7 protein-coding genes are annotated in these 8,665 nt (G+C 63.9%); 1 reads left to right on the top strand and 6 read right to left on the bottom strand.

Features of this window, described 5'->3' with window-relative positions:
- The 5 genes from BRAS3843_RS00950 to BRAS3843_RS00930 all read right to left on the bottom strand — a co-directional run.
- The coding region (locus BRAS3843_RS00950) for an ABC transporter permease (protein ID WP_035980486.1) at positions 1-650 on the bottom strand (650 nt) is incomplete at its 3' end.
- Positions 650-1,627 carry an ABC transporter permease gene (locus BRAS3843_RS00945; protein WP_008966799.1) on the bottom strand — a complete coding sequence of 326 codons (978 nt, stop codon included), beginning with the start codon at positions 1,625-1,627 and terminating at the stop codon, positions 650-652. The genes BRAS3843_RS00950 and BRAS3843_RS00945, both read right to left, overlap by 1 nt.
- Before the next feature lie 41 nt (positions 1,628-1,668).
- Positions 1,669-3,264, bottom strand: a complete 1,596-nt coding sequence (locus BRAS3843_RS00940) for an ABC transporter substrate-binding protein (protein WP_008966798.1) — start codon at positions 3,262-3,264, stop codon at positions 1,669-1,671.
- Positions 3,265-3,355: 91 nt separating this feature from the next.
- Complete coding sequence (locus tag BRAS3843_RS00935) at positions 3,356-4,321, bottom strand: CobW family GTP-binding protein (RefSeq protein WP_008966797.1); 966 nt, start codon at positions 4,319-4,321, stop codon at positions 3,356-3,358.
- Positions 4,318-5,973 carry an amidohydrolase gene (locus tag BRAS3843_RS00930; protein WP_008966796.1) on the bottom strand — a complete coding sequence of 552 codons (1,656 nt, stop codon included), beginning with the start codon at positions 5,971-5,973 and terminating at the stop codon, positions 4,318-4,320. The genes BRAS3843_RS00935 and BRAS3843_RS00930 overlap by 4 nt, the downstream gene beginning before the upstream one ends.
- Positions 5,974-6,147: 174 nt before the next feature.
- Between BRAS3843_RS00930 and BRAS3843_RS00925 the strand changes: the two genes are divergently transcribed.
- A complete protein-coding gene (locus tag BRAS3843_RS00925; RefSeq protein ID WP_008966795.1) occupies positions 6,148-7,680 on the top strand; it encodes a PLP-dependent aminotransferase family protein in 1,533 nt (510 codons plus the stop codon).
- A gap of 8 nt (positions 7,681-7,688) precedes the next feature.
- On the opposite strand, the gene BRAS3843_RS00920 is transcribed toward BRAS3843_RS00925, so the two are convergent.
- Positions 7,689-8,483, bottom strand: a complete 795-nt coding sequence (locus tag BRAS3843_RS00920) for a sulfite exporter TauE/SafE family protein (RefSeq protein WP_244425086.1) — start codon at positions 8,481-8,483, stop codon at positions 7,689-7,691.
- Positions 8,484-8,665: the final 182 nt, after the last annotated feature.

The following is an 8,665-nucleotide window of genomic DNA, read 5'->3' as shown; positions in this document are numbered from 1 at the left end:
GGCAGCGCGTTCGGCAGCAGCACGCGCAACATCAGATGCAGGCTGCCGGCGCCGGCGGCGCGCGACGCTTTGACGAAATCGAGGTCGCGAAGCCGCATGAACTCGGCGCGCGTCAGCCGTGCCACCGAGGTCCAGCTCACCACTCCGATCGCGACCGTGATGATCGACAGCTTGGCACCGAACAACGTCACCAGCACCATCGCGAATAATAGCGGCGGCAGGATCTGGAAGAATTCCGTGATCTTTACCAGCGCGGCGTCGATCGCGCCGCCGAAGAAACCACCGAGAGCGCCGACCAGGACTCCAATCGCGATCGTGATCAGCGCCGCGACAGCACCCACCGTCAGCGTCGCGCGGCCGCCATGGATCAGGCCGGCAAGCACGTCGCGGCCGAGATAGTCGGTGCCCAACCAGGCATCGGCGTCGGGAGGCGCGAACGGTGCGCCGGCGATGTCGAGCGGATCGACGGGGTAGAGCAGCGGACCAATCAGGGTCGCCACGACGATCAGCATCAACAGGCAGGCGCCACCGACGCCGGACGGGCTCTTCAGAAACTGGCGCAATGCGATGCGCCCCGGCGAAGCTGCCGGTCGGATCGGATCTGTCGCCTTCGCGGGGACCAGCGGCGTAGCGGCTTCCATTGTCGTCATCACCGCCTCGTCCGGATACGGGGGTCAACCAGGCGATAAACCATGTCGGTGAGCATGTTGGCAGCCATCACCATCAACGCGGAAAAGAACAAGACTGCCATGAGGGTCGGATAGTCGCGGCGCAGGATCGAATCGAACACCAGCCGCCCCATGCCCGGCCAGCTGAATACGGTCTCGACCAGCACGGCGCCGGCAAACAGATTGCCGAACTGGTGCCCCGCAACGGTAACGATCGGGATCAGCGTATTGCGCAGCGCGTGCTTGCCGATCACGATCCATTCCGGCAGGCCCTTGGCGCGCGCTGTCCGCACATAGTCCGCCGACAGGGCATCGATCATGTTGACGCGCGCGAGTCGGCTATATTGGGCGATGAACACCACGGCAAGCGTCAGCGACGGCAGCACGAGATGCCGCGCGACGTCGAGCGCATAAGCGATGCCCTGCGTGGGATGTGCGACATCGGTCATGCCGACCACGGGCAGGATCGGCCACACCGAGCCGAACAAAAGCAGCAGCAACAACCCGGTCCAGAAGATCGGCGCCGCATAGCCTGCGAGCGCGAATACCGTGACGGTGTGGCTGAGCAGACCGTTCGGCCTGCGGGCGCTGACCACGCCGAGCGAAGTGCCGATCGCGAGTGCCGCGATCAGCGCGGTGAAGGCAAGATAGAGCGTGGCCGGCAGGCGCTCCAGGATCAGCCCGAGCACCGGCGCGTTGAAATAATAGGAATAGCCGAAATCACCTGATGCGACGTTGCGCAGGTAGATCGCGAGTTGCTCGGTCAGGCTCTGGTCGAGACCGTATTTGGCACGCAACGCCGCAACGACGTCGGCTGACGCGCCGCCCATCTCTCCGGCGATCACCTGGACGGGATCGCCGGGCGCGAGATGGATCAGGCAGAAATTCAGCACGAGCACCGCAAGCAGGAGCATTGCGGCGTTGACGATCTGCCTGGCAAAATGAATGGCGAGCGCCATGGACTGGCCGGTCTCCTAAGGTCGCGTGGCTACGTCTCGTCTCAGGTCTTCGGCGGCGTTTCCCAATACAGCTCGTCGAGCGGCGACATCATGCCCCAGATCGTGGTCGGAAGACTACCGAGCCCCTTGCTGAAGGCGTTGTAGTACGGGGTGACATTGATGAAGTAGATCGGCACGTCCGAGACCACGATCTTCTGGAATTCCGAATACAGCGCCTTGCGTTTCTCCGGCGAGGTCTCGACCGCCGCCTGCTGCAACAGCTCATCGACCTTCGGGTTGGAATATTGCTGGGTGTTCGACCAGATGATGCCCTTGCGGACATTGGAGGACAGATAGGTGCGGTTCACGCCGATCACCGGATCCCCCCAATTGTAGACGGTGTCCATTGTCAGATCGAAATCGTAGTTCGAGACGCGCTGCGCCCAGGTCGGGAAATCCGGCGCCGCCCTTACCTCGAGATTGATGCCGACGCGTTTCAGCTGCGAGCGCAGATATTCGGCGACATTGCGCTGCTGCTCGTCGGCGCCAGGAATGTAGTCGATGGTCAACGCAAAGCGCGAGCCATCGGCACCCTTCTGATAGCCGGCTGCATCCAGCAGCGCCGCCGACTTGACAAGGTCGACCTTGTACGGCTCGACCCCGGGCTCGGCGAGTGGCGAGTCCGGTGCGATCGGTCCGAGCGCCGGCGTCGCCTTGCCGCCCATCAGCTTGGCGATGATGAAGTCGCGGTTTGCGGCATAGGCGATCGCCTGCCGCACCCTGAGGTCATCGAGTGGCTTCTTCTTGGTGTTAAAGGCGAGCCAGTTGAGCGGGCCGACACCTTCCATACCCTTGTCGGTGACGATCAGATTCGGCGACTTCTGCAGCCGATCAATGTCGCGCGCACCGGCGACAAATGGGAGCGCATTGAAATCGCCACGCTCCATCGACACCAGGGCGGCGTTCTGGTCCGATACCAGCCGCACCACGATCTTGTCGAGCTTGGGCCGGCCGGGGATGAAGAACTTGTCGAACTTCTCCAGCGTGTAATATTCGCCTTGCTTGTATTCGGTCAGCTTGAACGGGCCAGAACCGATCGGCTTCAGATTGGCCGGATGGGTCTTCAAATCCTGGCCGTCCCCATAGATATGCTTCGGCAGGATCGGCATCAGCGCCGGCGACATTGCGAGCAGCAGTGATGGGCTCGGATGTGACAGACGGATAATCGCGGTCATGGGGTCCGGTGTCTCGACCTTCTCGACCGCCGCCAGCATGGTCTGGAAGGGATGGTTAGCCTTGATCGCCATGATCGAGAACGCAACATCCTCCGATGTCACAGGATGCCCATCATGGAACACCGCGTTCGTGACCAGATGCAACGTCACCGACAGCCCGTCCGGCGCGACCTCCCAGGACTGCGCCAGATAAGGCTGCGGATTCCACTTGTCGTCATAGCGCAACGGGCTCGCGAAGATCTGCGCAGTCGGCATCGCCGTCGCCATGCCGGATTGCACCGCGCCGTTGAAATGACGCGGCACCTGCGTCGTCCCGATGATAAGCGCATTCGCACCGACCTGCTGCGCAGCAGCGCGCGGCGTAACCATCGCGGCCGCAACGAGACCGAGGGCACTCAGCACAAAATTTCGTCTGATCAGCATGGCTCTACCCCGCTTTCTGTCGATGACCGGCAATGGGACTGAAACATAGTGGGACTGAAACAACATGATCGGCATTGCATGCGCCCTGCCCTCATGACGCCACCGAGACAGCGGCGAGCGCGGAATCGAGAACAGCGTCAAGCTCGCGATGATCAGGCAGATCGGACGTGCCCACGCCGACCAGCATGATTGCGTCGGGGAATTGTACGCCCTCCCGGCTGGCTGGCGTCAAGGACCAGGCCTGCGCCACCATCTGGAAAAGCTGCGGGCTGGCGTCGCCGGCGACGCGGCAAGTGCCCTTGAGACGCAGCAATTGCGGCGGCAGCTGTTTGACAGCAGCAATGAGACGTTCGCGGTTGAAGCAACCCTCGCGCCGGTAGGTCCAGCGCCTGAAGCCGGCTTCGTGGTCGGCCTGCTCGATGACATCCTCGGCCCGGAAGCGCGACACCTGCTTGCGTCCGAATGACGTCAGATCCAGCAGCGCGTCGCCCGACAGCACCGCGATCGCCATATCCGCACGCACAGCTCGCACAGCGCGACGGGCAATATCCAGTTGCGCGGCGTCGACCAGATCGCTCTTGCTGAGCAGCGCGACGTCGCATTTGGCGAGTTGCTGGCGCACAGTGTCGCCCACCTTGACGTCGTCGATCAGCATTGCGATGTGGCTCGCATCGACCAGCGTGATGACGCCATCGAGCCGCAGCGCCGGCTCCACCAGGGCGATCTCGGCGATGCGCCAGGGGTCTCCGACACCACTGGCCTCGATGACGACGCGATCGAAGCGGTCGAGATCGTCGAGCAGCCGTGCCAGCACATCGAGGAAGCCGGTGCCCGTACTGCAGCAGACGCAGCCATTGGCGAGCGACATCGTGGTGCCGTCATGGCTCTCGATCAGCGCGGCATCGACATTGATCTCGCCGAAATCGTTCACCAGCACCGCGCAGCGCTCAGTGCTTTCGGCCAGCAGACGATTGAGAAACGTGGTCTTGCCGGCGCCGAGGAAGCCGCCGATCACCGTCATCGGAACAGGATTGGGGATGGGCGCGGCCGCCATCATGCGCGCGGAGCCTCCTTAACGATCCCGCCGGTCACGGTGCCCCAGACTGGAATGTCCTTGAGCTTGTCGGGCGCGACCGTGAGCGGATCATCGTCGAGCACGGCGAAATCGGCAAGCTTGCCGGATTCGATGCTGCCGACCAGATGATCGAGCTTCAATGTGTAGGCGGCCCCGATCGTGATCGCGGCCAGCGCCTGCGCGACCGTCAGAGCCTCGGTCTCGGCGCCGAGCTTGCGGCCGGAGGACGACGTGCGGTTGACCGCGCACCAGGCCGTGAACAGCGGCGAGAGCGGCGTCACCGGCGCGTCCGAATGGATCGAGAACGGCACGCCAATGCGTTGCGCAGTTCCGGTGGCGTCGAGCCGCCCGGCACGCTCCGGCCCCATTGTCAGCTCGTAGTGGGAATCGCCCCAGTAATAGAGATGGTTCGCGAACAGATTGACGCAGACCCCGAGCGCCTTCATGCGCCGGAATAGCGCCGCATCGGCCATCTGGCAGTGCTGCAGTGTGTGGCGATGATCGGGACGTGGCGCCTCCGTGAGCGCCGCCTCCAGGGCATCGAGCGCGACCTCGGTCGCTTCATCCCCATTGGTATGAATGTGCAGCTGGAAGCCTGCTTTGTGATAGGCCGCGACCAGACGCGGCAGTTCCCCCGGCGCAATATACCAGAGCCCATTCGGCGCGCCGTTGTGATAGCCCGGCCAGCGCAGCCTCGCGGTGAAGCCCTGAATTGAACCGTCGATGACGAGCTTGACGATGCCGTAGTGGAGCTTGTCGTTGGCTTCGGTTTGGTCGCGCAGGACCTCGAGCTTCTCGATTGCCTGCTCCGGCGCATGGAACAGGCCACCAAGCGCAGGGACAAGGCGGATGCCGAAGTCCGGCTCCTGCGTCGTCCGCTGATAGAGCTCGACGGTGTTGTCTACGAGATCAGCGTGCAAGTCGGTGGTGGTGGTGACGCCCTGGATACAAGCCGATTGCGCATAGCGCTGCACGTCGGCAGCGGTCAGCTTTTCCGACAACGGATTGCCGCCGAGCGCCCGGAATGCGCGTAACCGCGCTGCAACGCCCTGCAGCTCGCCGGAGGCGAGGCCATCAGCACCGGCGACAACGCCGGTAATGTCGGTGGCCCGCAGCAGCTGCGTGCGCTCCAGCACGAAGGTGTTGACGTTGCTGATGTGGAAGCTGGCATGGATCACCATCACCGGGCGCGTCGTCGAGACGCGGTCGAGATCTTTACGAGTCAGCTTCTGGCCGTCGATATGCAGGGGATCGAAGCCCCAGGCGAATAGCGGCGCGTCCGGATCGGTCATTGCGACTTCGGCGTCGCGCAGCCGCGCCACGATCGCGTCCAGGTCACGGACACCCGGAACCAGCCTGCCTACGGGTGAGTGGCGATCGCCAGCGCCGACATACGGCATCGTCCAGACCACACCCTCCATGATGTGAGCATGGCCTTCGACGAAGCCGGGCAACAGCACTTTGTCGCGGAAACGATCGTCGATCTTGCCGTCAGTCGCAAATTGCGTGATTTCGGCCTCGCCGCCGACCGCGACGATACGGCCGTCGCGAACTGCAACGTGCGTCGCGTGGGGGCGCGACGGATTCATCGTTATGATCTTGCGAGCCGAATAAACGACGGTATCCTCGATCACCACGAACTCCCATGCGCCTGGTCAAGAGCCTGCGGTGAAGGGCTTGGCCGCACCAGCGCCAGATGCCATGCACAAATGGAGCCAGCCCATGCGTCGGGTCCCTCTCTGCGGCTGCTATGGCGCAGTTTTTGCTTAGTTTTTCTGACAGATCAGTTTTACCAGTTCAGGTTCTCGATGGGAAAATTTGCTCCCCTGCGTCGATCCGAAGCGGCTGGACAGCCCTCCGCTGTGCCGCTCAACGATTTCCTATTCTGGGGATCGCTGTTCCGGGGTCTGGACCGCGGCGGCAGCTTCTTGCAACTGCAGATTCGCCAGATGATCGTATCGGCGATCGAGGACGGTCGCCTGCCGCTCGGTGTACGCATGCCCTCGAGCCGCGATTTGGCAGCACTGCTGAAGGTATCGCGCAACACCATCGTCATTGCCTATGAGCAACTCGTCGACCAGAACTTCCTGGTGTCGCGCGAACGCAGCGGCTATTTCGTAACTGGCCTGCCCAAGCAGATCGGCGCCGCCCAAGAGCCGGCCGCCAGCGAAGTCGACAGCCGGCGCTGGACCGAGCGCTTCGCGTTGCGCCCGTCGACCTTCCGCAACATCGTCAAGCCGCTCGACTGGCAAGCCTATCCTTATCCGTTTATCTTCGGTCAGTTCGACCCGAGTTTGTTTCCGACCAACAATTGGCGCGAAAGCGCCCGCGCGGCCCTCAGCGTGCCCGAAATCAATAACTGGGCACGCGACATGATCGACGGCGACGATCCGGCGCTTATTGAGCAGCTGCAGCGCCAAGTTCTGCCGCGACGCGGCATTCGCGCCCGCGCCGATGAGATCATGCTCACGATCGGCGCACAGCACGCGCTCTACCTGATCGCAAAACTGTTCGTGCGGGGCGACACGCTCGTCGGCATGGAAGATCCGGGCTATCCGGATGCGCGCAACATTTTTGGCCTGCTGACACCGAATGTCACGCCGTTGCGGGTCGATGGCGAGGGCGTGCTGCCGGATGATGCCTTTGCGCGCTGCACGCTGGCCTATGTTACTGCAAGCCATCAATGCCCGACGACGGCGGCGATGTCGCGCGCCCGCCGCGAGGAGATACTCGATATCGCGAAGACGCGGGATATCGTGCTGGTCGAAGATGATTACGAGAGCGACCTGATCCCCGAGGGGAATGAGCTGCCGCCGCTGATGAGCCTCGATCGCGACCAGCGCGTGCTCTATGTCGGCAGCCTGTCCAAGGCGCTCGCGCCGGGACTTCGGCTCGGCTACGTCGTGGCGCCGGCACCAGTGATCCGCGAGTTGCGCGCGCTGCGCCGGCTGATGCTGCGCCATCCGCCGCTGAACAATCAGCGCGTCGCCGCACTGTTCATCGGGCTCGGCCACTACCGCTCGCATCTGCAGCAGGTCGGCCGCGTGCTGTTGGAGCGCGCCAGATTGCTCGACGAGCTGCTGCCGCGTGCCTTGCCTGATTGCCGCTGGCAGCGCGGCGCCGGCAGCACCAGCTACTGGATCAGCTGCCCCGACGGCACCGATACCAGGCGCCTATCAGAGGCCGCACGCGCCGAGGGCGTCGTGATCGAACCTGGCGACGTGTTCTCGATCAATCCCGATGCCACGCGGCACTGCTTCCGTCTCGGCTTCTCATCGATCCGCACCGACCGCATCGCGCCCGGGGTCACCAAGCTCGGCGAGGTGTTCGCGCGACGATGACGGCGTGACTACAATAAATCACTCAATCCCCTGATCGCGCTGCCGAGCGCGACCACGGCAAGGCTCACGATCGAGACGCGCCGGTGCAGCGTGTCGCTGCCGCGCTGGAAGCCGATGTCGCCGAGCCAGGTCCCGACCAGCATGATCGGAATGCCAAGCACGGTCAGCACCACCGCGTGCAAGTCCATGAGGCCGAGCATCGCCACGCTCACCAAGGCGGCGATCGACGAGACGAGAAAGAACACCATCATCGAGGCACGTGCCGCGATCCGGCTGAACGGTCCCGCCGTATAGTAGACGATCACCGGCGGCCCCGGCATGGCAGCGAGCCCGTTGAAGAGCCCTGCCGCCAGACCGACCAGCGCGGTGCTGCCCCGCGAGGGCACGGCTGCCAGGCGAAACCCGGCATTGAGCACGACCACGGCACCGATCGTGATCCCCGCGATCAGCACGCGCGCCACCGGCGCCGAGACCACGCTCAGCACCAGCGCGCCGACCGGCGAGCCGGCGACGCCGCCGACGATCAGCCAGCGCAATGACGGCCAATCGCTGTCCCGCGAGGCGCGACGAAAGTCGGTCACTCCGATCAGAAGCTGCAGGGTCACGGCGATCGGAACTGCCTGCAACGGCGTAAGGAACAGGCCGAGCAGCGGCACCGCTGTCAGGGCAAAGCCAAAGCCGGTAAAGCCGCGCACCAGGGCCGCGGCGAGGATCGACATCGCCGCGCCCAGCATCACGACGGGCGTCGGCAGCGCGGTGACGGCGATATCGCAGATCGCGACGGCCATGTCCTGCATGGTCATCGTCAAGTCGTCGCGCGGAAATGCGTGGCGCCGGGCTGGATCATCCGCCGCAATCTGCAGGCCAGGCCATATCGGAAAAGAGCCAGCGGCCCCTCGCCTACCATGCCAGTTCTGGCCGCAAGATGCCAACCGGTCTGGTTCTAGGGCTGGCGTCCAATCGCTGGCACACGGGCATGAACTGC

The sequence above is a fragment of the Bradyrhizobium sp. STM 3843 genome (genome assembly GCF_000239815.1).
Classification (GTDB): Bacteria; Pseudomonadota; Alphaproteobacteria; order Rhizobiales; family Xanthobacteraceae; genus Bradyrhizobium.
This window is presented reverse-complemented; position numbering and strand designations above follow the sequence as displayed.